This window comes from Aquimarina sp. Aq78 (assembly GCF_900299525.1).
Taxonomy (GTDB): domain Bacteria; phylum Bacteroidota; class Bacteroidia; order Flavobacteriales; family Flavobacteriaceae; genus Aquimarina.
In genome coordinates this window covers 322270-348313 of the sequence record NZ_OMKA01000031.1, presented here as the reverse complement: position 1 = coordinate 348313, position 26044 = coordinate 322270, and the positions used below count along the sequence as shown (strand labels likewise).

10 protein-coding genes are annotated in these 26044 nt (G+C 35.1%); 5 read left to right on the top strand and 5 right to left on the bottom strand.

The features are described from left to right. Window positions 1-7: 7 nt before the first annotated feature. The gene (locus DG435_RS24535; RefSeq protein ID WP_106792750.1) at window positions 8-3217 is read right to left on the bottom strand and encodes a SusC/RagA family TonB-linked outer membrane protein; all 3210 of its coding nucleotides are present in this window, start codon (window positions 3215-3217) and stop codon (window positions 8-10) included. Between the two features lie 406 nt (window positions 3218-3623). Next, window positions 3624-4352, bottom strand: a complete 729-nt coding sequence (locus DG435_RS24530) for a S24 family peptidase (protein ID WP_159025586.1) — start codon at window positions 4350-4352, stop codon at window positions 3624-3626. A gap of 312 nt (window positions 4353-4664) precedes the next feature. Here DG435_RS24530 and DG435_RS24525 point away from each other — a divergent pair, with 312 nt between their 5' ends. The 5 genes from DG435_RS24525 to DG435_RS24505 all read left to right on the top strand — a co-directional run bounded on the left by DG435_RS24525 (window position 4665) and on the right by DG435_RS24505 (window position 22832). Then, window positions 4665-4943: a hypothetical protein gene (locus DG435_RS24525; protein WP_106792748.1), complete on the top strand. Its 279-nt coding sequence runs from the start codon at window positions 4665-4667 to the stop codon at window positions 4941-4943. A 491-nt stretch (window positions 4944-5434) separates the two neighbouring features. Beyond that, window positions 5435-6211, top strand: a complete 777-nt coding sequence (locus tag DG435_RS24520) for a hypothetical protein (protein ID WP_159025585.1) — start codon at window positions 5435-5437, stop codon at window positions 6209-6211. Window positions 6212-6255: 44 nt separating this feature from the next. After that, window positions 6256-6948, top strand: a complete 693-nt coding sequence (locus DG435_RS24515; RefSeq protein WP_106792746.1) for a hypothetical protein — start codon at window positions 6256-6258, stop codon at window positions 6946-6948. A 232-nt stretch (window positions 6949-7180) separates the two neighbouring features. Then, complete coding sequence (locus DG435_RS24510; RefSeq protein ID WP_106792745.1) at window positions 7181-10786, top strand: hypothetical protein; 3606 nt, start codon at window positions 7181-7183, stop codon at window positions 10784-10786. 73 nt (window positions 10787-10859) lie between these two features. After that, window positions 10860-22832: a LysM peptidoglycan-binding domain-containing protein gene (locus DG435_RS24505; RefSeq protein ID WP_106792744.1), complete on the top strand. Its 11973-nt coding sequence runs from the start codon at window positions 10860-10862 to the stop codon at window positions 22830-22832. Between the two features lie 256 nt (window positions 22833-23088). Here the strand turns inward: DG435_RS24505 and DG435_RS24500 are convergent, their stop codons facing one another. From DG435_RS24500 to DG435_RS24490, 3 genes are all read right to left on the bottom strand, one after another. Then, complete coding sequence (locus DG435_RS24500; RefSeq protein WP_106792743.1) at window positions 23089-23949, bottom strand: polysaccharide deacetylase family protein; 861 nt, start codon at window positions 23947-23949, stop codon at window positions 23089-23091. Between the two features lie 366 nt (window positions 23950-24315). Next, window positions 24316-24978 (bottom strand): CPBP family intramembrane glutamic endopeptidase, encoded by a 663-nt coding sequence (locus tag DG435_RS24495; protein WP_106792742.1) that lies wholly within the window; start codon window positions 24976-24978, stop codon window positions 24316-24318. A 124-nt stretch (window positions 24979-25102) separates the two neighbouring features. Continuing rightward, a complete protein-coding gene (locus DG435_RS24490; protein ID WP_106792741.1) occupies window positions 25103-25939 on the bottom strand; it encodes a LytTR family DNA-binding domain-containing protein in 837 nt (278 codons plus the stop codon). Window positions 25940-26044: the final 105 nt, after the last annotated feature.

Below are 26044 nucleotides of genomic sequence, written 5' to 3'. Positions count from 1 at the left end.
TTTTACTTTAGAAAGTTACATTTAGATTAATTCCATAGCTTCTTGAGCTTGGCAATGCCATATCTTCAACTCCTGGCACAATAGTACCTCCATTGAAAGAAATGGTCTCTGGATCAAAATGAGGGTTTTCTGTCCATAATGCTAGATTTCTACCTACCAATGATAATGACAGGCTCTTGATGATAGTCTTTTCAAGAATTTTTTGAGGGAAGTTATATCCCAAACGCACTTCTCGTAGTTTTAGAAAAGAGGCATCAAATATTCCTATTTCTTCGTTTCCACGATTATAACGCCACCAATAATAATCTCGTCCAGAAAGCACTACATCATTTGGTCTATAGCTTCCATCTGCATTTTGGATAACACCTTGTGAGACGATTCCTGTTTCTCTTCCAACAGCTGTAAAATCCATCATTCCCGAAGTACCACCGATCAGGGTTGTTCTAGACATGATTTCCCCGCCTTGTCTCCAATCAAATAAGAAACCAAAATTAAACCCTTTATAACTAAATGTATTCTGCCAACCTACAGTAAAATCCGGATTGTAATTTCCTAATTTTTTTAAGTTTGGATCTCGTACAGAAAAGCCATCTTCATTATGTACAACCTGGCCAAAAAATTGACTATTAGGATCATCTACTGTTACCAGACCTGTACCATAAATATCTCCCATTCTACCTCCAACCTGAGCTAGTACATTAACATAATTAGAGGATATCTCATACGTATCTAAATTATCGATCAAGGATTTTACTTCGCCACGTGCACTGGTAAAGTTAACATTGGTTTCCCATGTAAATCCACTTTTGCTTTTTATAGGTTTGGCGTTTAATACGACTTCAAAACCAGTATTTTCGATTTCACCTGCATTAATAATCCTTGATTCAAATCCAGAAGTATTAGACACAGGTAAAGTCAGGATTTGATTCTTTACTGTAGATTTATAATATGTAACATCAAAACCTAAACGGTTATTAAAAAAACGGATATCTGCTCCAACTTCGGTTGATGAAGCTTCTTCTGGTTTCAAGTTTTCATTGCGCAATATATCTGACGCATTTACACGTTGAAAATTACCAAAGGGCTCATTAAACGAGAATGTGTTTCTAAGTGCATAAGGATCGGTGTCATTACCAACAACAGCCCAGCCACCACGAAGTTTTACAAAAGAGAATAGCTCTGGTAATTCTACCATATCAGATACTATAGCACTAAGACCAACAGATGGATAGAAATATGAGTTATTACCCTTAGGTAATGTACTCGACCAATCATTTCTTCCTGTAATATCTAGAAAGAGAAAGTTTTTATATGAAAAATTGGCAAATGCGTATAATGAATTGATTTTACGCTTATCATTAAATTGTGTTTTTGACAATGGTTCTGCCGAATTTTCGAAATTGTAAATTCCAGGGACTGATAATGAGTTTGCACTAATTCGTTTATATCTATTTTCTTCTTCTCTGGTATTACCTCCTACGGATAATCCCATTGTAAAATCTTCATTTAGCGCTTTATTATATTGCAGGAGAAAATCGGTGTTTTGCTCTTTGAAGTAAATATCATCTTCTCGATATTGTCCTTTTGCAAATCGCTGTGTACTATAGGCTCGTCTACTGGCACGTAGCTCACTAAAATAGTCAACACCTGTACGTAGCATAAGGGATAGATCAGGTGTGATATTTACATCTACCCTTGCATTTCCAAAAACACGGTTTTTATCAAATCCATTTGTGTTTTCATTCAATGTAAAAAATGGATTATCATGCCAATTGTAATTGTAGTTAAACTGCTGTCTCCCTTCGAGGCCAGGTTGCCAGTAATTGCGAAGTGAATTCATATTAATCTGGCGTCCAAACCAAACCCATAAATACATGATATTCTCTGTACCGTAAGAGTTGTTTGGTCGATTATTACTTTTGCTATTGACGTAGTTTACAGATGAAGAAACTTTTAACCATTTTGTTAAATTATAAGAACCATTTAGCGCATACGTTCTTCTGTCATAATCTGTATTTGGCAGAATGCCCTCACTTTCCAAATTTGTTAAGGAAAGTCTTAGATTCCCAAACTCATTTCCTCCTGTTAAAGCCAGGTTTGTTGTTATTGTCGATCCTGTTTTAAAAAAGTCTTCAATATTATCAGGATTAGATTTCCATGGTGTTAGGATAATATCATCTGCAAAAGTACCATCAGGATTTCTTGGTCTTACTGCAAAATCTCCTGCTCTAAAACCACTTGTTGTTGGACTATCATGCTGAGCAATCAATTGGCCATTTAGGCGTGGTCCCCAACTCTCATCAATATTATCATTTATACCGCCTCCAAATCCATCAAGAAATGCAAATTCTCCTCCGGCACCCTGGCCGTATTGATTTTGATATTTTGGTATTCTTAATGCATTTTCAAAGGTTACATTTTGCGTAAAACTAATCCCAAGTCCTTTTGTTCTTTCGGCAGACTTAGTAGTAATTAAAACCACCCCGTTTAATCCTCGAGATCCATAAAGAGCAGTTGCATTAGGTCCTTTAAGAATAGAAATAGACTTAACATCATCTGGATTAATATCCTGTGCTCCATTACCATAATCAGTTTCAAGGTTTCCTTCGGCCCGATTACTAACAGTACGGTTACTTATCGGGATACCATCTACTACAAACAAAGGAGAGTTATTACCCGGGATAAGAGAACCTTCTCCACGTATTGTAATTAACGAAGTTGACCCTACACCTGATCCTCCTCCTGTTATTTGAACTCCGGCTGCACGACCTGCTAATGAATTAGTAACATTAGTTTCTCTTGCAGTTGTAAGTTGATCTCCCTGCACTTCTTGTACCGCATAACCTAATCGTTTTTTTTCTTTCTCTATACCCAAAGCTGTGACTACAACTTCATCCAAAGCTTCTGCTGAAGCAACAAGTTCAATGCTTCCTAAATTTTTAATTTCCCCTGGATGTATAGTAATTGAAATCACCTTATCCTCAAAACCAAGATAAGAAATAGCAATACTATATTGCCCTTCCTGAATTCCGATGATTTCAAAATTACCATCAAAATCTGTTACTACCCCCTTTTGAATTTCCTGAAGCATAACATTTGCTCCGGGAAGCGGGGTTTGACCGTCTGTAATTATTCCCTTAATACTAGATTCCTGACCGCTGACTACCGTAGAAAAAAAGTAAAATAATACTGAAAAAAGTGTTAATGAACTTTTCATTTGTTAAGTTTAAATTTTACTAATACTAAATTTACTGGTCAAAATTGTACATAAATTTTAATATTAGTAAAATAGAAACATTATTTAATCATTACTATAATAATGACAAATCGTAAACCTAACGTTAAAAAGATTAACTTAATTTAACCTCTGTTTCTAGTTTTAAGAAATGAGCTACTCTTTTTGAAAAAATTACTATAAAAAGAAATGATTGATAAGGAAAAACATGTATTAGAACTAAAATCTATATTTGAAAATTATACCCTTGCAACCAAAGAGTTCTGGGTGTTAATTGAATCGATTTTATATTTTTAATTCTAACAAAAATGAAGGCTATTAAGAAATGAGGAAATTGTAACAGTACCAACATTTTGTATTTAAAAGAATTTTTAAAACAAACTTATGATTATCGTCTATTCTTATGCCTTCTTACGTCTACAACATTAAAAATCTTAGCAACATCTTTTAGATGCACTTCGATATCATCATAGTATTCATTTAAAGAATGGAGGGTTAACATTCTTTTTTCAACATCATGCTCTATAATTCTTTTTAAAAGAATACCCTCTTCTTTATGCACGATTACAAAATCCCATTTATTAATATGTAATTTACTACTCCAAAAATCCTGTCTAACATCTCTGCAAAGGATAAGGTCACCTTCTAGATAACTTTCATAACTACCGTTATCCATCGAATCTCCTTTTACTTCAAAAAACACATAATTACCTTTATATTGTCTATCTGCTAAATATGGCATTTTTGGTAATTCTCCTACGTAACCTTCATTTTCAAAACCGCTTAAATATCCCGCATATGCATATTGGTTTACCAAAGGAATCATCATAACATTAATAGAATTCGATTTGATCTGTTCTGTATCTCTAGTAGATTCCATATCATGAATCATTTCGGCTGCATCATTGTTAAGTTTAATATTTTGAACTACAGCCAATAATTCTAAAGGCGGAACTTTTAAAACGTCTGATATTTTTAGAAAAGCTTCTAAAGTAATAGCCGTTTTTCCTTTCATATAATTGAAAAGAGTTCCTTTCTTAATTCCCGTCTCTTCAATCAAATCCTTGATTAACTTGCCTTTTTCGTCTGCTATTTCCTTAATCTTTTGTAAATCCATGCTTAAAAAGTTAACATTATAAACTTTATAGTTTAAAAACATATTAATACACATCAATAAAACCAAAATACTAAACCCAAAGCTTGTTTGGTTCAATATTTTGAACTATATTTGTATTAACCATAATCAAATATACAAAAAAATGAACAAAAAAGCATTTTCACCTGTATTAAGTACTATAAAATTGAATTACCCCCTATACTACCACTCTATAGAAGTTGAAAATTTTGAATTCTAAGAAAAGTTAAAAATTTGTCATAGATCAAAATCGAAGTGTATTAAAAACAGTAATCATAAAAGAAAAACTTAGTTATGGGTATTATTATTAAACACATTAAAACTATAGAACGAATAGATCAACTCACTCGTTTACAAGCCACAGGGTCACCAGAACAATTAGCATCTCGTCTGGGGATTTCAAAAACAAAACTCTACCGTATTATAGATCTCATGAAAGAATTAAATGCTCCTATTAGCTATGATGTTTCTACACAAAGTTATGTATATGTAGAAGAGGTAGGTTTTAAGTTCGGATTCTACTTAAAAGAACAAAATTCAAATACCAGATCTCATCTAACACCTGTTTTGTGATTTATGAGTCTTAAATTTAAGAATGAATATATAACTTTCGATTTTCAGTGTATTTCAATACTATATAATTAAACTCTTTTTTTAGCTTTTTTCAACTTATCTTTTTTTAGTTTATAAATATTTAGTTTTTGATGACAGTTCGTTAATTTCTGTCATGATTATTTCACTTTTAGGAAAAGTACTGTCTCTTATCTAGAGTAGTTGCAAACCTTCTGATTTTAAGCAATAACCATCCTGTTTTCTCTTCTTTTTTATGGTTAAACCCTTACTTTAATCCCCAAAAACATCAGTGTAAACTCCTAAAAAACACGGGTTTATACCTATAGGAAATGTTTTAGTTTAAAGGTATCTTAGTACAAGAGTACATTCATACTCAATATACCAACTTACACACACAAATCGAAAAGTAAATAGCAATGCTAATAAATTTCAACTATTTCTTTAAACCGGGGTTTTACGGATTTACTACTAAGAGAGTTATATCATTAAGTATGATTATACTCTTTTTATATTTCTCGAATCAGTCATCATGCGTTTTAGCATCCTGTCCTGTAGTGAAATTTAATACCTCTAATATTAATACTATTGCTTTGAAAGAATTTCAACCTCTTGCTGTAGCAATTGAAACGGCAAAACTCAATACTTGTAAGATTGAAATTACTAGTTTTACCGGAGAATCAATTACTGTAGCCTTTTCGGGACTTCCTGCTAATCAACCATCAACATACAAAAATTTTATAGCTATTTGGGAATCATCTGTTATTCCCTGGACAGTAGCGCCTTTAAAGATGATAGAAATAGGAGTTAATACCCAAAGTGGTACCGTTACTATAGATGATCTTACTATTACGTATAACAGCTATGTGGTGGGATATGGAGTAGGTTCTGGAACAGGAAATATTTGTGCCAGCGCAATTCTAGGTGCAGGAGGTATCAAGGCACCGCTCTCTAATGTACATATTGGAATTGAAAATTTAGGGCAAACTTCATTATCAGTTTTCTATCAAACTCTTTCTGGCTACCTGCCCAAAAAAAATGGGAATTGGGTTGGATTATGGAAAGGCTACGCTTCGCCATATAACCTACCTCCTGATGCTCTTATTAAAACAAAAATAGATAGTTACTCTAATCAAGGGATTGTAGCGCTAAACAACCTATCACTAGGTAGAGATACAGAATATACCTTAATATATTTCATGGGGGCAGATAATACCACTGCTGCAGCCATATTAAATTTTAACACAAGTGATCCGGCATCGGATAAATAGATACATTTTTAAAACCTAAAATTAACATTTAAATCTAAACAATTATGAGTACTGCAACATTAGAAAAACAAGGAAAATCAACAACGGTATTAACTACAAAAATTGAGATTACCACCATTACGGCCAATTCTCTTGACATTGCTTACGATACTCTTTCGGGGAATCAACCTAATACTTTTGGGAACCAAGTAGTATTATGGCAGAACAGTAACGAGATCCCTTTTGGCACTCCGCCACTTGAAAGAAAAGTAATCCCAAGTAACACCCAGGCAGGAACTTTAAACTTTGATGGTCTAGATCTTAATAACAATAGTTACATTGTTGGGTATGCTGTTGGCCCAACATTAAACGAACCTGCACAGACATATGGAAACATTTGTTCTTCTTCATTTATTCCTGCAGCTGGACAACCAAGTCCATCTAACAATTTTGAAGGAACAATCGTTAACGTAAAACCTGGTACAACTAGTGTATCTTTTGGTTTGGAGAATTTCCCAAATCAGATCGATCTTAAAGGAAATGGTGCCTGGGCAGCTATCTGGCAAGCAGGAGCTCCTTCATACTACGCTCGTCCGTTATCTGCAGTTCAGATCACGAGTAATAATGGTGGAGCCTTTAATAATATAAGTATCGGTAGAGGTCTTACCTATACTATCGCTATTTTCATGAGCGGATATAGCGCAACAGCAAATAGTAATCAAGAAACTATGGCTGCTGCCTATACGTTTACTAATTAATAGTTCAGGTCAATCATTATCTCCTTTACACTATGATCAGGAGTAAGCATTAATTTGTGTATTCAGAGAAGTAAAGGTCTATGCATGTATAGGCCTTTACTCACCTGAATTTCAGAAACATTACCCCGATCATCATCAATGCTTTTTTGTCTAAAAACAAACTAGTAGTGCTCTTATATTCTCTTAAAACAAGGAAAGGCTTATTGCTTTTATCCATCTTAATTAGTTAGACATGACAGTTTTCTCTAAGAAGTTTATCAATCAGTTATACATCGCTGAAAATGCAACAGGTGATCGTGGTTTTATTGCTTTTGTTACTCCAGAAGGTATTGATCCTCCCGATGGCACTATTTACCTAAAAGATGCTCTGAGTAATACATATTATAATGGAAATTTTGTGTTTTCTGCACAGGCACCTTCTATTGAAAATGATGCAGATGCTCAAATTTTTGTAAAAAACATAAACGAGTTAATTTCCTCTAGTTCTGCCAATAGAGCGATGATATGGCTTGAACAGATTGACATCAATGAAATCGACAAATCTAACACATCACTCATGGGACTTAGTGCAGACGGTTCTAGTTTAAATACAGGATTACAAGCACCTCTTACCCCAAGTTTAAACCTTACGATACAAAATGGAATGGATCTCATCTTAGATGATGCCTCCAGTGTAATTACTCTTAATGGTAACCCAGGTAATCTGGTCATTAATTTTTCAGGAACTTCGTCTCCAAAAACTATCCCTACCAAAATAGGATACATCGATTTCTCGGGAGAGTTACGTGGTTGTATACGCTTTTCTAATTTTTTTATCAATAGACTTTCTCTTTTAAATGATCTAAAATGGGGGTTTCAATACTTATTCCCAGAAGAAGAAGGAGATGAAGACTCACTATCAGAATGGTTACCACTGGCTCAAAGTACTCCTGCAGGAGATTATCTTGGTTTTAGTGTTGTTATTGATCCATCAGATGTTACTAATGAAACCTTTGACCCCTGCCCTAATGATGATTCTTCTGTATGTAATATCAATACTGCATACAACTCAAGAAGGACTTATTTTAACTTTACCGGCAAAAACAGCGATCAAAGAGATACTACTTTATACTCTTATTTCACTTCCAATTACGGAAATGAAATAGCACTGTTACCTAAACAAGAAGCTAACAATATATATAACGCTCGTCTGGTAATTTCTACAGGTACTATTAACGATAATAGTAATACCGAACAATTTCATTTTACTCCCGAAGGAGATTTTGAAATTGAATTTCAAAAAGAAACAACCACTGGTGAATATTATATGATGTGCGGCCTACAGGGTACAGAATTTTTCACTCTGAGTCAAAAAGGAGACACCATTCGTTTTATTTCTAAAAATGCAGCATTGGCACCTAAATTTCCTTTTGAAGCAGCTTCATCTGTAAAAGCGCCAGAGTCACCAACCGCACCTTTATTAACTCATACAAAAGAAACTTCCTGGGCAACTATACTAAACACTTCTGGTAATACGGTTACCTATGTATCTCAACCAAAAGGTTCGGCTCTTTTTGGAGAAGGTAATTCCTCATATAAATACCAGGATTTATTTGTTCATAATAATTTGGGGTTTACATATACCGCAGATAACACAACCTTATTTCCGATAGTTCCATACCTGGGATTAACCGTAGGAAATGGAGTCACTTCTTTTTCTGAATCAGATACAGAAACATTTGAAAGTCAAATCATCAGTCAAACTCGTAGAGGTAACATCGGAAAAGCAAGCACTAATACATCATTACTATCTGCAAAACAAATGGTAAATAAAAACGGAGTAACTCCCATTACTTCTACCACTCCGTCAGGGCTTTTGGCCACTACAACACAAAGCGGAGGGCAAACCCTATGGAACGAAGTTTTCCTAGGCCAAAATACAGATCATAACGAAAAGTATAAACTAGAATTTTTAAATCCTGAAAACGAACTGGTCGAGGCACTACAAACCAGTGACCTCTTTCTAGTCACTGCAAATTCAAAATACTTAGGAGCATTAGGTGAAGAAGACCCTCTAACGGCTACATTTAATAACATCATGAGTATTGATAGTTGGCAATTACAAGCCAATGTAGGACAAGGAAGTGAATACAACAACTATAAAAACATCATGATCATTAAAGGGCGTAAAGGTAAATTATACGACCCTAATCCTGACTCAGAAATAAGTGCTAAAGAAAGCCTTGTTGCTAATCCAAAAAAATGGACGCAACGGGATCAATTTGGTTCTCCATCTACCATTAATTCTGAAGGGATTCAACAAGAACCAGATACCGATCAATTGATCATACTATCACAATGGCTACAATCTTATTTCAAAGAAACATATGAACAGTCTGACAACGAATATTTCTCTAAATTTAATGAAATCGCTACCGATGAAAACTGGACGGGTATTCTGGTATTGCGAATGGATATTAAAGAAATACCAACGAATCTCCAGGGCATCATGGCTGGGATTACTAATCCCGAAGCATTTAATGCACATCATTTTGCAGTAGAAATAAGCCCTGTGAAAAAAGGAGATACCAAAAATACAGGAGCCGTTGTTGATCAACCCAGTACTATGTTTGGTTTGATTTATTATGTAGACCCAGACTTTGATGATACACTCAATCCGCCAGAAACCATCTCACCGACTACTGCAGATACTTATGACTTTAGGCTACTATCGTTAAAAGTTTTATTCGAAAATACTGCAGTAAAAAACTTCGAAAGTTATTCTCAACTAACCATCAATAAACTTTTTGATAGTGAAGTATTAAGTATGGGAAATCCCAAAAATATTTTCAAAAATATTTTACTCAAAGGTAGTTTTCAGATTAATAATGGCAATGCAGTATATAGCATGGGTAGTGTTGAAGATAACATCTTCCTGTTTGATAGCAATATCTATAATAAAATAGAGATCACTAATGTACTATTAACTACACGAGACTCCCCTAAAGAAGGATATGATGAGTCCTGGTTTAGTATGCAGGGATTCATTGATTATAAAATTATTGAGAATACAAGTGATTCAGAGAATATAACCAATTTTGACATTTTCTCTTTTGGAAGTCCTGATAATGACAATCTCACTCCAAGAAGTGGTCTTAATTTCAGCAATCTGGGGATTTCTATGGTTTATGAAATTGCAAATCCACAACAAAATAAATCTCTGAATTTTGATGCAGGAGAAATCACCTTTGATATCACCACCAGTACAGCCAGAAGCGAAAGTTTGTTTATCAATTTTGCACTGGACCTAAAGGGTTTAATTATCGGAAACAGTGAAAAAAGCCCTCAGGACAAAGGATTCTTAACTGTAATCTCCGATGTTAGATTGTCTGGGGTTGATAACTCTACCTGGTATGGTTTGGATTTTAAACTAAATATGGGGACTCCCGGGGAATTGGCAGGCAAGGTAAGTTTAGACTCTTTTCTGCTATTAAGCTGGACACCCGATAGCACAGGAGATAATTACAATGCCAATATTGGCATTTCTCTACCCGGTACAGGAGGAGGAGCAAAATTGATTAGTTTACAATCTGTACTCAAACTCTCTATAGGACAGCTTCGATTGGCATTTGACGAGAGTCAGAAATCATTCCTTCTTATGTTTACCCAAATCGCTTTGAAATTTTTAGGCTTACTTAAAATTCCGCCTAATGGCTCTTCTTTGTTTTACCTATTTGGCAATCCTAATTCTGGAGGAAAATCATCTGGATTAGGCTGGTATGCCATGTATAATAAAGATGATCCCAGCACTATAAAAAGTCTAAAAAGTAATAAGAAAACAGCAACACTAGTAGAATAGTGTAGACACGACATTTATAATCAACATATCATAATTCTGTAAAGAATTACACAAATCATAAAAATATTTTAAGATGGGCGACTTCAATGATCTTTTAACCAAATTAATGCAGGGGCAGGAAGCTAGTGAGTCTACTACCAGCGCATCAATAAAGGACATGCTTACACTTATAAAAAGTAAGGATGAGCTACGATTTTATGTAGACGGTACTCCAAATTTTGGGCATCAGGCCACTACAGTAAATATTATGAAAAGAATAGTTGATGCTACAGACTATTCTAAAAATATTCTAATGATCTATTCTGGAGCAGATACTCCAGACAAATTGGCTATATTACTTACCGATCTTATTCCAAAAGATATATTGACAACTAGTATAACCTACGGTAAAGCCACCATTACTTTTTTAGAATATAAAGACACAAAGCTAAATCTGGAGCAAATCGATTTTGGATTTACTGGCGGAGCCGATAACAGTGAAGTAAATTATGCAGATCTTTTTAATGTCACCTATTTTTTAAGACTACAACCCTATTTATGGGAAAAAGCACCTAATCAAATAGAACGTAAAGATAAAGATCCATATGACTTAACAAAAGAATCAGCTTCATTTGCAGAATTAGCGTTCAAATTCCCTGTTGATTCCTTAACAACCGTTCCAGAAACCTTATGGACATGGTATGCCAAAAATCAAACCTATAATCCCGATTTAAAAATAAGATCTATAAATGCCGAGTCGATTTATAATGCCCATACTACTAAAAAAGAACTTCGACTTTGGCCAATATATGGTTTGCATCAGTTTTCTAGTCCTGCAGAAATGACTTTAAACTTAATCCTTTCTGCTTTTACCGCACAAATGAGTAGCAATACACCCATCACGCTTTTTATACTTAGTGATATTGCCAAAATACAAGAAAAATATCAGGAAATGCCTTTCGATTATGCCTCGGCATTTGCGGATGATCTCAAGAACAAGAAAGTAACCTTACCAAAATTAAAAGCAAAAATCCAAGAAGTTTACATCGATAATGATATGTTTGGGGCTTATGCTCAATTAAGTTTAGATAATTTTATTCTTAAACTGGGACAACAAGTAAAACCATTAATGGATGGAGGATATACATTATCATTAGTAGAAGGTTACAAAAATGGGAGCTATGTAAAAATTGATGACCTAACCAGTACACTTACCGGGGCAGGAAATAAAGAAATCGTGGCTATCACTCTCGGACCAGTCCCTCAGGAAGTTTATAATTATTACTATGCCAATTCGGGATTACCCGGAGTTTTTGAAGGTCAAGGATCATCCAGTTTACCAATTAGTTTGGGACGACCCTTTCTACAAATTCCAAAAACAGGAGAAGAAGACAGGGCTAATTATCCTTCGACCTTATCTGCTGTAAATTATTCACCCGTTGCAGAAGCAGCAAAAACTGCTTCATTAAACATCAGAAATCAAACTTTTAATACCTATCTAAAAAAAACAAACCCAGGTAAACCCGAAGAATACTACAATGCATTAGCTGTTTCGGGAACATTTATGGTTAATTCATATGCAGAATCTAATGATGTACATACCTATTTCACGAATTTAGGAGTCTATTATCAACAAGATATTCATGATAAATTAATGCTTGGTCTGGTAGGAGTAAAATTAGTCTTACCTATTGTTACTTTATTAGCATCTTCAAAAGCTCGTACCAAAACCAGTTCTGATACTGATCTAATGGTTTTAGAAGAAGAGGCACTTACATTAGAAGGTGTATATAATAAACTTATCAATAATTATAATAATGGTGGTGTAAATATCCTAAATGCATTACCAGACACATATTTATCATCTTTTTTCAAACTCGTAACAGGTAATTTGTTTTTTATTACCGTAGCCAAAGATGATATTACAAAAGAAAAAGACGGGGATACGGTAACACAGGTTACCTTATCCAAAGGAACAACAACTGCCTTTGGTCCTGATTTTAATATTACATTAAATTTTACCAGTCCCGAAGAATCGGTTGTGACAGAGATTGAAACGGAAATAGATCAAAGTTGGAATATCGACGGAATCCCTTGGATAGGTTTCGAAAAACCTGGTTTCAGTTTAAAAATTAACGAAGCCGGAAGTGCGGTAGAAGGAGGTTTGAAGGGGAATATTATTGGATCTGGAAAAGATGCCAATAATGATCCTATACTACTGGAAACAATGATTAAATACCCTGAAGAAGAGAACACCTGGCTTATTACTGGTGGTTTTAGCAGTCCTCTTAGTGTATCCAGTTTTTTCCAGATGGCCGGAGGTATTAATCTGGTTCAAGTACTTCAACCTCCTTTGAATGGAATCGCAGGTTTTGGTTTAAAAGACATTCAACTAAACTATAACAATCAAACTCATGCATTTGATTATATGTCATATGCAATGAGTACGGATACACCGTGGGAATTGTCTGCAAACCCTCCTTTCCAAATTAATCCTAGCGTAGATGTACAGATCTATAATGTACAGGACGTAGCGAACAGAAAAATTGAATTTACGGTAACCGGTGATTTTACAATAGGCGAAGGAACGGTTAGTGTTTTAGGTACCTATCCCGATTTTAAAGTCCACGGAGGTCTAAGTGATGGTGTAATCCAGCTTAGTGACCTACTGAAATTATTTGGAGCTGGACCATTGGATTTAGAAACCGCCGTGACCTTATTGGACTTTGACCTAAAACCAAATGAAAAATACTATCAGTTAAATACCATTCTTGAAGCTGATAAACCATTAGTTATAGGACCTCTTTTTACGATTAATAAACTAACAGTTAATATAATTCACAACACAGGTAATAATGAAGTTAGTATCGGAGGTGAATTTGTAGTGTTACCCGAAAGTATGAAAATTGGGCTATCGCTACAATCTTCCTATGCTACTGGAAATGGTTGGACATTTACAGGAATACAGACTTCTGGGGCTCTAGAAATTGGCCAGTTACTTACTTTCTATATTGCACCAGCCTGGAAGCCTAATGATGGATTTGATTATGCTATTGATGGCCTTGGTTTTAAAATCCAATCAAAAACCAAATATTGGGAGTTTAGCGGTAAAACCGCTAAACCCTGGGAGATTAATTTCCTTGATCTTAGTGTAGAAGGTAACGCTATGGTAGCGTATGGTAAAAAAGATGAAGAAACACAAGTAGGATACTACGGTAATATTAATGCTGATGTTACCTGGTTGGGTATCAATTTTCAGGCATTTTATGATTTCGATCCTGGTGTAAAGTCCTTTGGGATTATCTGGGAATTCTTAAAAGGTGAAGTAACAAACACTGGCACCGCAGCAAAACCTCATTATATCGCAGAATTAAGCTTTACCGAGTCTACAACTATCGGTAGTATGGTAGAAAAAATGGTGTCCTGGGCAACAGGAACTCAGTTTGGATTAGCTGCTCCCTGGAATCTTCTCGATAAGATACCACTTAACAACCTGAGTTTAAAATATGATTTCACATCAAAACAGGTTGGATTCAGACTGGGGATAGGCAAGATTCAACTAGGGTTTGCCGAAATAAAGTATATCAATGTTACATATAAATCAAATCAACCTAAGCCAGAAGATAATGGTGTAATGGTAGCTTTAGAAGGGAGTTTCTGGCCGCGAGAAGGCAAGAAGTCTAATGATCCTTTAGAGTGGGATGCTGCCAAACCAGAAACCACGCCTTCTCCTTCGGGACAAGGAAACAAATATTTGGATTTACGTTTACTGGCATTAGGGCAACATGTTACGATTCCTGGTTTTCAAAGTGTCGAAAAAGTACAGGAAGCTATAAAAATTATGAGAGAAGATCTTCCGTCAACTGAGCCAGGAGAAATTCCCGGTATCAATTTTGATGCTAACAGTAACTGGCTGGTAGGAATGGATTTTGGAGTACTTAAGCTTGAGGAAGATAAAAAATCTACATCGGCAGTGGCATTGGCAAATGGATCTGAAGCTAGTAGCAGTGGTTACTTTATCACCATGCAGATCGTTTTTAATGATCCTAATTTATATGCGCTACGCCTGGCTCTCGAAGGAGAACCCGCTCGTATTTTTAAAGGTTTGGATTTTCAGATTTTATACAAAAAGATCAGTGATACCATAGGGCTGTATAAAGCAGAAATCGCTTTACCCACAGTAATGCGAAAAATACAATTAGGCCAGGTTAACCTTACATTACCAATTTTTGGTATAGAATTGTTCACCAATGGTGATTTTCAAGTAGATATAGGGTTCCCGTGGAAAGAAGATTTTTCCCGATCATTTACCTTCCAAACCCTGATTTGGACACCGATAGGTATCCCGATCCCTGTTATGGGTTCTGCCGGAGTTTATTTTGGTAAACTTAGTAGTGCTACAACCAATAAAGTACCTGATGCTACTAATGGTACCTTTAACCCTGTTTTGGTATTTGGTTTCGGTATACAGTTTGGATTTGGTTATGATTTTGATGCTGGTATTTTAAAAGCAGGATTTAGCCTTACTGCAGTAGCGATTTTAGAAGGGGTTCTGGCCAAGTTTAATCCGTATCAATTAACGACTACCTCTTCATCTAATGATGCCCAGGTAGCAGAAGCATATTATTTCTGGTTTAGAGGTACAGTAGGTGTTATCGGAAAACTATATGGTACTATTGATTTTGCCATTATTAAGGCTGATCTTAATATTGATATCAGGTTACTGGCTCAATTAACCTTCTCTCCTTACGAGCCTATTGTAATTCAGTTATCAGCTTCGGTAAGTGTTTCACTAAGTGTAAGTATAAATCTGGGGTTATTCAAGATAAAAATGCACTTCAGTTTCTCTGCAAGCATCAGTCAAAGCATTACGATCAAAGCAATAGCAAGCAATCCGCCTTGGCAAACTGCCACTTCTGGTATTGCTTTAAAAGCGTATGCGCAGAACGAATTACAAAACGCAAAACAACTTCGTATCGCTTTACATAACCCACTTACAGTAGCATTGACTCAGGTAACACCAAATTGGTCTAACCTGGAAAAAGCAGCAGCAGTTGTGCCGCTAACAGGATATTTGGGACTAGGACTTACTATGGCCGGTGATAAAGCTACTCAATTAAGCGAGCAACAAGCATGTTATATCTCTATGCTCTTCTTAGAATCGATGACACCACCACAAGAAGATCGTGTAGATGGATATCAAAAAGCTTTTAAAGACACCGCAGATTCTTCTTTTGAATTACTAAGTAAAGAAATTTTCAGGTGGACAGTCGCTGCACTTCAGAATGGACCTATCACTAGTGAACAAGTAGATAATACTCCTGTTACCAGCTCACAATTAACACAATTATTAGCTTATTTTAGTGATCCTTCCAACCCTAGTCCAATCCCAACAGAGGCTATAGATTCTTTTATGACAGATCAGTTTAATTTGCTTATTCAAGAACAACCACAGCAAGAAACAGATGTCAACGCCACATTTTTCCCAATGGCATTATCATTAGAATTATCGACACCAGATTATGGTGCCGATTATAAAGGAGTGACCTATGATTTTGAAAGTTATAATACTATTTCTTCTACATATATAAGTGATCTTAGAAAATACTTTGATCAATTAGCAATCCAGATGCAAGAGAAAGATCCTGCAACTTTTGCAGCTTTTGCAGAAGGAGAAGATATTTCTGTAGGTAATTTTGTATTTAGTGACTATTTCTTATTGATTGCCAAACAAATGGTTCAGAATGCGCAGGATTCTTTAAAAGATTTTAAATATTATACCAATAGCGGAGATAGTCCAGACAGTATTGTAAAATGGATTAATGATAATGGTGATCTCTCGGGTGATATGGCGTATACTATTGCCGAACTTTTTAATGATAATTCTGGAATAGCATTGAATTCTGGTAAGACCATGTATATCCCCAATAGCACATACACAGTACAACAAGGTGACACCTTTGACAGTGTTGCTAATCAAGCTATTTATGGAAATAGTTTTGACGGAAATAGCCTCGCAACGCTAAACGAAGAAACTCAAAACATTTTACAAGAAGGTATTGCTATTAGTTTTACCTATAACAATTATACATATGATTACACCACCTTACCTTCTCAATCTCTAACCCAAGTAGTTAAAGCTATCAATGTTATTGTGCCAGACGGAAACAAAATTACCATCGACATTTTGATTACTGATGGTGGTATTGCTTCTATAGCGAACTTATTACTTCCTGTTGCTACATTGCGTATTCCTTTAATTACATATATTACTATTGAAGGAGATAGCCTGAGAAGTATTGCTTCCAAATTCAATGTCACTCCAGAAGATCTTGCTAATTCTGACGATAAAGATCATAATAACGATAAGATTCCAGATCTATTTGATTCTGCTACATTGGATATGGCAAATCTAGAGCAGTTTAAAGTAGGAGAATTACTTAAAGAAATTCAGGCTACTCAGGGCATACAACACTTATCTGGTATGACTTCTCGATATTACCTGGCGGGTCTTAAACTTCCGGTAGATGGAGTTACTCCAAACTATAAAGGTATGTGGGTAGAAGATAATAAAGGTGTTTTATCATACGGGGATCTTGAATCTGCAGGACTATATGCACTAGATGGTCAGCAGTTTCCTATCCCCACTCTTACAGAAGGTAATAATTTCGAAATTACCTTTAGCAAAAAATCAGACACTCTAAAATGGTTAGCGTTTAATGGTAGTGATCCTTCTAAAATGGTGATCACTATTAAACCCGATAGTGATGATGCAACTCGTATAAATAAGGTTGCTGAATATGCTACCAAAAACAAACTAAACACAGGTCTTAGTTTCTTAGGCGTTAATGATTTGTTTACGAATAGTGAAGCTAGCTATCCATATACATCAGAGATTGTTTGGAATGCCGCTTCTTCTATTAACCTACCGTATGGAGGTACTCCTACTGGTGTGCCGGCATTAAGTTTATGGCCATTACCAGATACGTTACTGCAACTACCGGATCTAAGCACCCGAGCGGTTAATCCAAGAATGGAGTTTTTAACAGGCCAATATGATGAGGTATCTAAAAAAATGATCAATCATGATGTTGCATACTATGGGCTTGGATCTCTGGTAGAAGTTACTATAAAGAAAGTACCTGTAGTTTCTGATAGTCCATCCACACAAACCACGTATGAAGTGGTTGGGGCAAACAGTAATAATGCTAATATTCTTGAAAAAATAGTTAGCGAAATTGGGGATAATAATTCGTTAATTGCCAGTTTGATCCCTGCTTATGCAGTTGATTCTAATGGAAGTACACCAAACGGTATCCAGACAGATGCACAAAATGCACTCACTATGGGATTAGCCCAAGTAAACCTTTCTACGGAAACCAGACCTGATATGGCTTTTGATCTCATGCTAAAAAGTGCAGCAATTACTGAAGATCAAAAAATGCTACTCCTCAATACGCAAACAGACTTCTTACGTTTACTATGGCAAGCCAGCATCACCAGAAACGGAGGCTATTATTTATACTACTATAATGCAGATAGTAAACAAGGACTTCCGGATCGTATTTTTGATGATAACGGTGAGGCGACATTATCATTTATTGTAATGTATAGCAAACCTTCTGAAGAAAGTCTTCAAAATACAATAACTTCGTATATGAATGTTTTTGCTAATGGAGAGGCTATTAATAAAGATAATTCTGTACTCTTTGCGCAATCAAATCCTAATATTATAAAATTAGCATCTTCCAATACACAAACACTACGTGAACTGGCCTATGCTTACTACGGAAATATTGCAGATGTAGCTACCGATAATCAGGAGTTGACCCTTAGATCAGGAATTAAACTAAATATCAATGAAGGCATTTATGAAGTTGGAGTTGGTGGTAATACGCTTCAGGAAATTGCTACTCGTTTTGAGACTACTGTTGCTGCCATACAGGAAATCAATAAACAGAAATCAGGTAGCGAATTACCAGACCAGCTGAACTTATTTGATTCTATTTTCTTACCACAACTTACGATCACGATAGGTACCAGCCCTGGCGGCACTACCTTCACTTCATTATCCGATTTTTATGGCGAGAATATTTCCTCTATAGCCAATTACAATCAGGGTGTTGTTGGGGTTTTCGCAGATAGTCAAAACATTACAAGTGCCGGTGGTCCAAAAATCAGAACAGCTACCGTTGCAGCAGGCACTACTTCTATAGATGCGATACGACCAATACCGGCTCCTATTCCCGATAATCCAAAAACAGCAGGTTTTGGAGAACTATTTTTACAAAATGTCTATAGTTCACTAACCTACCAGGTGGTAGCTAATGATTATTTTAACAGTAGTAATATTGGTTTACCTTCTGGTCCGACAACAGACGCAGAAGATACAGAGAGTACCGATAAAATCCAGGTTCCAAAAACACTGACAGCTGATGATACCTGGGACTATCAGGTAAGTATACCTTATACTCGTTTTAGTAAAGAGATAGTCGCTTCAGAAAATGATCTGCCAGATGGAAACGACAGTCCATATTTAGGATTAGGCGATATTCTGCAAGTCAATTTTGCATGGCAGGATATTTATGGTAACAGTATTATAAGCGAGTTATCAGATCCATCTGCAACCAGTAAGGAACCATTAAATGAACCTCCTGTATTAACAGGATATACAGATGCTATTCTTGGCCTTAACCAGTGGCCTTCAATCAGTTCTTCCTGGTTAGTAACCGGAGCAGAAGGACAAGCTAAACTGGATATGGGGTTAAATTTTGACCCTAGTTATTATCAGGGACTAATCTCTACAACAGCAAAAAGCAGTACTACTATACTGGGTCAATATACTGTAACTGTAGATGAAACCAGTGCTATAGACAAAACTAATTATACAATTGATCAAAATGTCAATATCGAGTCGATTGTCCTTAATGCCGATAAAAAATCAGTTACCATTACAGTTGATAACATTCCCGAAAATGTAGAAATCACAGTTACCGTAAGTAATGTTAAAGCAGATTTAACAAATCCTAGCGATACCGATGTTCTTGTATTTAACGGTTGGTCTAAATTTAGCGCTGATAATGATACCGATCTGGCTACCTCTACAGTAATAGAGCAAGCCACAAGAGATCTACAAACCTATACTCAGATTTGGTATCAGTTAACAGATCCTAATGGTATTGCTTTTCAATTAGAATCTACATTAGCTTCTGATCCTTTTGTACTAAGTAAAGATGATGTGAACAGCCTGGTTCAAGAATGGATTGCTTCTATTTATCTATTCCTAGCCAATCGTAGTTTGGGTGAAATTGCTACTGCAACACCAGATAATGATCATACCATATCTTTCGACATAGATGCTGCACAGGTAAATACCGATCAAATATTCAGGTTAGAATTAAGTTTTACCATCGAGCGTATCGGAGGTTCTATTTCTGGTGATTTTGAAACTACCGGAGGCATTAAGTCTGCCAGTACCAGTATTCCGCCTTTATCAAAAGCAGAAGCAGGAAAAACAACAGGTTTAGAAGACTTTGCTGCTGGTTTCGAAACTGCTTTATCTAAAAATGATGTATATCAACTTAAAGTTACTTCTGGTGTAGATCGTGATGAGAATCTAAGTAATGTCGGGGGTACAGAAATATGGGCTACTCGATTAGGTCTTGATTCGACTACCAGTATTGGATATGAAATCAACGATACCAGTAACCCGGTGATTTTTGCGCCAAAACCAATATCTAATAAGCTCGAGACAAAAGATCACATTCCTATCTATTATTTTAACCCTAAGACGGGGATAGATTTCTCTACTCCTTCTACCTATACTGATTTTAAAAATATTGATATGGATCTTTGGGGTAAACAGATCTTTTCGAGTATTGATGATGTATTAACTCCAGAATTTACAGCTGCTATTCAATTAGTTGATAATTTCGGAAGCACAACATTCCTTACTGATATGTTGGCCAATAAAAAACGACTGGCAGAAATCCTTAAGCTATCAATGGTGCCCGTTTTTGCAGGGCAGACAGCAGATACATCTAATATTCAGGAAACCTTTTTACAGCAATTATTAGTTAAACTTAGTAATGCGTATACCACTCGTGCCGGAATTCAGTTTGCTGCCACGGTACAGGCAGATACCATTCCCGAAGGTACAGATACTCCTCAACTATACGGAAATATCAATCTGAACTTTATCTTTATGGGAGTAGAATTAGATCAGGAAGAAGCTACTATAGTGTATCTTTTCTTCTCTAATTTTATGAGTAAAGAAGAAGCAGAAAAAATAGGCAATTATACCGTTTCGGATGACATAAATGTTTTAAATGCTTCATTACTTAGCGAGAATAATCGAATTGTGCATTTAAAATTAAGTGCCGATGCTGTAATCGACAAAACTATAGTAACTATAACAGATACATTGTTTGATGAAGTTGGAAACGTTATTACACCTCCACTAAGTCATACTGTACAGAAAAACGTTGATGGCGGTAACTTCAGCTCATCCTTTAGTCTAAGTTCACCAAAATTGGCATTAAGTGAAAGTAAAGACGCCAAGCTGCCCTTCCTGCTTTCTTCTCCAGATATTATTAGAGGTACCGAAAATGAAGTATTATCCTATGTAGATTTGGGTATTACCTATGCTGGCTTTGCTATCGAGCATCAAATTAGTTCGGTTCCGGGAATCGAGGATTATAAAGCTTCTTCATGGTTAAGTTTTATTTCAAAAAGCAAAACCCATCCATTAGAAACTTCATTAGGTAATTTTAAAGTTCCTTTGATCTTAAGGTCCTTCCCTACTGCACCTGCAATGGTTAAACAAGAAGGTTCTTATCCTTATACTACCAATACAAATACGGTAGATGACATCCTAAATTGGAACTACCAGATCACCTATTCTCAAACCTTCCATTATCCTCAGGATCAGGTTGATTTTGAGATTCTATTTAATGTTCAGGAGAATATGGCTAAAGCTCTTGGCAGTTTTGAAGATGCATTTGCACAGATGGCCGAGTTTATTTCTGTTTTCCCTAACATCAATCAGGTATTTAATGATACATTGATCAAGATCGATGCTACGACTACAGATGCTTCTCAGTTCGAGTCTGCAGCAGTAGCCTTATCGTCTTATAATAAAATGGTTTCCAGAATGGCAGATGCTGCAGAAACCAGTAATGGCTTTGCTCTTAATACCTTTAATGAGCTATTAAAACAAGGCTATACTGCAGATCCATATTCTTTTTATATCAAAGAAAACTCTACAACAATAGAAACCAATACAGGAGTATTATTAGTTAATATTTTTGGTGCAGTACCAGAAGGAATAGGTATCCCAATTGTGAATATACCTGATTACAATGCAATTTCTATTGATCCTCAGGATGGAGCCAGTTATAGTTATTATTATACTTCTAAAGATACAGGCAAAATCCTTGAAGCTTCTATTGGGCAATCTATAGCAAATCGTGAAGTACTTATTCCTACGATGAATATCTTAAACAGACAGGATGCTGATACCACTGCAAACCTGAAGCGTAATGTAGAATTGGTACCCGGTAAACCATCTGCAGATGATTTTGTATATACGACAGGTAATATTGGGTTTTCAAATGCTTTTCATCCAACAATAGATAGTAGCAAACCACTCAATATTGCAACGATAAACAATCCGTCCAGCCCGAATGTTGGAACATTAGAACAACAGCTTACCATTTTATTTGATACGTTATTAGCAGAAAACTCCCAGGATACTATTAGTATTTTGATGAATGCTAATTATAGCTATCAGGCAAACAGCAAGCTAAGTGATATTTTTCTTCCAGTAATTATGCAACCATTACAAGCAATACAAGTACTAGGTGATGGATCGGATAAAGCACTCAAACAAATGATTTCTGATTGGGCAAATAGCATTAAAGAATGGTATAGTACAAATCAAGTAGATAATACCGAAGCATCACTTTGGTTTGATCTTACTATATTTTCTAATCTAACTGCACAACCTAAACCATTAATTCGATTAAGAACATTAACATTATCACTAGATTATATTACGGATATGTAATACATATGTAAAAACAGGCGAGCCAACCAAAACCCCATACGACTAGTCGTATGGGGTTTTCATCTTGCAGGTATGCATGGCCGTGACCTAAAGGGTCCGATACGCTCTTATACCAGTTCTACATGTATCTGCTATGTAAGGTGAATACCAGCAATACATCAACGTAAAATCATTAATCATTGAGACAATTAGAATATTAAAATATCGTATTTTTATGACCTAGGAATTAGGAAAGAGCTTTACACAGGATATATTATTATGCACTTTTTTTAATATCATTCCAAGTAACCAATTCGATATTGTTCTTTTTAAGTTTCGACCTATTTTGCTCACTTGTAAAGAAGTCAAAATCGATTTGCCTCCATTCAGAACCAAAATTTGGATGGTTAACGGTTACTCCTTTCATTTCGTTATCATCAAATGCAGGATGAATTAAAATAAGGTTCAATCCACTTGTCAAATTTTCTAAAATTGAATCGTAATAATCGTTTAGTTTATTAGTCTCGAAATATTCAAGTTCTCCAACATAAGTTCTGTCAATTAGAAAATCTCCTTCTTTAATATTTAATTCAGGATTTAGTCCAACCATTTTCATCAATTGTTTATTTATTAAAACAGGAAGATCATATTTTTTCCCTAAGTTTCTATAGATGTCAAAAAACTCAGGACTTGCACCAATGCTATACATATGCGAATCAATGTGCGTTGGTTTTAATCCAAATTTAATTGCTTTTTCTATTTGTGCTTCCAACTCATTTTTAACATCTTCGGCAGATGCATTTTTTTTAAGTTGTTCTCTTTTTTTGTAGAAATGACCATTCTCGTCAACCAAACTTGGAACTTCAGAAACAGGTAAAACAGGTCCAAATCTATAATTTTCCCATTCACAGGTTAGTGTCAAGTGAATTCCATTATCAAATTGTGGGTTATTTTTTGCAAATATACCCATTTCATAAAACCACGGACACGGAACCATTATGCTATATGAATTCACAAAGCCTTTCTCTAGTGATTGAATTGTTGCTATATTTTCAGAATGCGAAAGTCCCGCATCGTCTGCATGGATTATCAACAATTTTGCATTTTCCTGAAACCCTAGTTTTTGTGCTAAATTCATTCTTGATGGATGTTTTTACTCTTTTGTATTTTGATTGTTCATAACGGATTTGTATATGCTTTGTAGCGTATTTCACGCACTAAAATATAGTAAATTAAAAGCAAATAAAATGATAACAAATATTTTCGTAAACCAGCAATTAGTAGCTATGAAGTATATACTATGTTGGCTAAAGTACGAAACACACCAACTGGAATAATCTCAATTATTTTTTCGACTCAGATTAAGCACAACAACTTCGTCTAAATCTCAAAAACTCATCAGGCATAGCCATAGTTCTGTTTTATTTTTATAACAAAATATAGTGTTTAAAAAAGATGCATTTTATTAGGTGAATTCAGGCGTAGGTGTTATTAATTAGTAACGCTACGCCAAACCAAAGTATACACAAGTTAAAGCAATGGTGTTAAAAAAACCATGTACAGCAATAACAAACCACAAATCGTATTTACGCAAGTAGAATATCAGAGCTATGAGTGCTCCGGTAAACCAGGTAACAAGTTGTCCTGTAATGCCTTGTTGCCAATGCATGAAACCAAAAAAACCAGTAACTAGGACAATATTAAGCACTATACTGATTTTGCTTTCTCCAAAGAATTTTACAAATTGTTGCATAAAATAACCGCGAAAGATTATTTCTTCTCCAAATCCCGCAGTAGCCCACACTATTAATAAAGTAAGTAATAAGGCAGGAAGATTTCCTTTTAATTCATCAAAACTTGAATAATCTATAGGAACTCCAGTTAGTTTTGTAATTACAGGAACCAATGCAAAGAAATAAAAAATAAAGAGCCCTAGTGCAACTAATGGAGCAAGTATGAAAATGTTTTTGGTTGTGAATTTTTCGCGTTGAAACCCAAGTTCTGAAAATGCTTTTCCTTTGTATTCTATGTAATTTGCTATGATGATTACTATTGAAGCAATAATATTTGGAAGGAAACTTAAATTAATTGGTCCAAACCATAAAAAGCAGATGATTGCAAAGGTAATTGAAGGAATTAATATTTGTCGTAAGGTGATTTTGTTCATTGTTTTTTGATTTTAAATTCTAAACGAAATAATGAACAAAATCTCTGAAATCTCCTTTAAACACTTATGTTTTTACTGAATGGTCGAAATTTATAACTGAATAGTCGGTAGTTTTTAGCATCTTTTATTGAAACCAATCCATAAATGCTTTTCGCTTGTAACGACTGATATTGATTTCAGCAATCGTATCCTTTTTAATGAAAGCTTTTAACCGAATACGCAACTTGCCATTTTCAATCTTTTCAATTAAGTCTATAGTATCTTTGTGAATGATAATTTGCCGATTGGCTCTAAAAAACAATTGATCGTTTATTTTTTCTTCGAGCTCATTCAATGTAAAATCGGTATTAATTGTTGTGCCGTCATTTTGAACAGTATACACAATTTTGTTTTCGCTGTAAAAGCACGCAATATTTTCGTAGGTAAGTTTCGTCATTTTCGTGCCGCTGTCAATAGTAATTTTAGCTTCTCTTATAGATAACTTATATAAATTGTATATGTCTTGAGCATACAATAAACCTATGAAAATAAAACATAATAATAAAGTAATTAGTAAACCAATTAATAAATAATAGAACACTGTCTGTCCACCTACAACTTTATCTATAATAATATTTATAGGGATATACATGATTGTAATACATCCTAGAGTAGAAACCATAAACCTTGCGATAGTAACAATTTCTACCTTTTTAGAGAAATATTTTTTCTTATAAAATCTAAAATTGAGATCTGCTATGATTCCAACGAGAATAGATAAAACAATAGTTGACAGAAAACCTTCTATGGGGAATCTATACGATTCACTATCCAGAAAATTATCACTCGCTGCTAAATGATTTGTTACTAAAGAAAAAATGATCAATATAATTGCTTTCTGAGACCAACGCCATGCAGCGCTACTGATACATGTATGCCATACTGTTTTTACTGTATTCTTGGTTGGTTGTGTGGTACTCATGAATTAGAAGTTCTTTTTTTATCAGATTCAAAAGTAAAGAATAATTTCTCTATAGAATTTTCGCCAAGAATATTGCTGCGCCATTATAAATATACAAGAACCAAT